Raw genomic sequence first — 1,435 nt, 5'->3', positions numbered from 1 at the left:
GTAGCGGCCCTTGAGAGTTTTCTTCCTAGAACTTCCACTCATAGGATGCCCAGAGGGCCTGAGTTGAAACGTCGGCCCCGAGGGTCGACCTTGCTTCAAGATGCAGGAATCCCCCGTTATCGAAAGGCTTCTCGAAGTTCAGTCCCACTTCGCCGAAAGTGTCGGTTCCCCCTCCGCCTGAGGCCAAAGCAAGCGTATTCCCGAATATAGACACATCCACAATTGACGGCGCATCCGCGTCCCGGTGCACTGCCGCCAATGAAGCTGACAGACGCCCACCAAGCACAGAGGTTGCGTATTCACCGCCAATCCGGGTTTCATTGAATGTGATAGCCCTGTCGCCAATTGTTGCGTTGGCAGAACTACCCGTCTCAGTATAGCCATCCAGGTTTTCTTTACCGTACAGAAAGCTTGCCTTTGGGGTCAGGATAGCGCCGTTCTTCAAGGCAATCTCCCGCTCTGCCGCAACCAAGGCAGTTATCATGTTGCTGGAATAGTCAGCGTCCGTCGCAACATTCCCGTTGGTGCGAGACTCGTGATTGTCCAGGTCACCGTAACCAAGACCAAAACTCAGATCAGCAAACCCGAAGTTTTGGGCCACGATCCCGCTGATAAACACACCCGAGGTGTCGAAGGACGAAGAGCCAAAGGTTCCGTCATTCTTGAAATAGCTGGCCCCAAACCCGTATCGCAATCCGGTTCCGAGATCACGGGTCAGACCAGCATTGACGCTCCACATGTTTGAGGAAAGTGCCGAAGAACTGCCGCTTGCGGTTCCATCACTTCTGCTGCCACTGATCAGGAAGTACGGCCGAAACCCTTCGATTGGGCCGCTTCCCTGGGTGCTGAGCACAACCTTGTTGCGGCTGACACTGCCGAGATCGGCGTTATCCAACTGGCGTGCAAGATTGTACGAAAGCCCCGCTATTTCGAACGGCTGGTTGGTGTTCAGCTGCAATTCAGCGGCGTCGAACGAGGCATAGACAGGTGCCGAGCCCCCTTCATCATCAACAAACCAACCTTGAGAGGCTGAGGAAACCGAAGTGGTGAACGCACCGTTAGTCGTATCATCGTCCTGGAAACGATAGACAACTCGTCCGCCGACATTGTTCAGGTTTACGTCGTGATCGCTGACCCGAATGGTCCCATTGATATCTGCGGTAGTTTCGGCATTTAGCGTTCCGCCGCCGTCGCCCAGAAACACCGCGTAGCTCTTGCCGGTTGAAGTGGCAGACACGTTACCTGTCACATTGATCGTACCTTCAGCACTACCCACGAAAATGCCATAAGCTTCCGTATCCGTGCCCCCGTTGGCAGCAACAGATATCGCGCCACCATGGCTCAGAACGCCGCCTGAAGGCAATGCAGCAGTGGTAATCCCATGCGCCCGGACAAAAGCGTCTCCTTGCGCCGAAACCGTTATCGTCCCGGTGTT

1 protein-coding gene is annotated in these 1,435 nt (G+C 55.0%); it reads right to left on the bottom strand.

What is annotated here, in order from left to right; genetic code table 11:
• Positions 1-25 precede the first annotated feature (25 nt).
• Positions 26-1,435 (bottom strand): autotransporter outer membrane beta-barrel domain-containing protein (locus ACR0IO_RS23005; RefSeq protein WP_480745162.1); only part of this gene is annotated, 1,410 nt, incomplete at its 5' end.

Source organism: Ruegeria sp. CE12, from assembly GCF_056537525.1.
The sequence above is the reverse complement of the archived record's forward strand: the minus strand, read 5'-3'. Positions and strand labels throughout refer to the sequence as shown.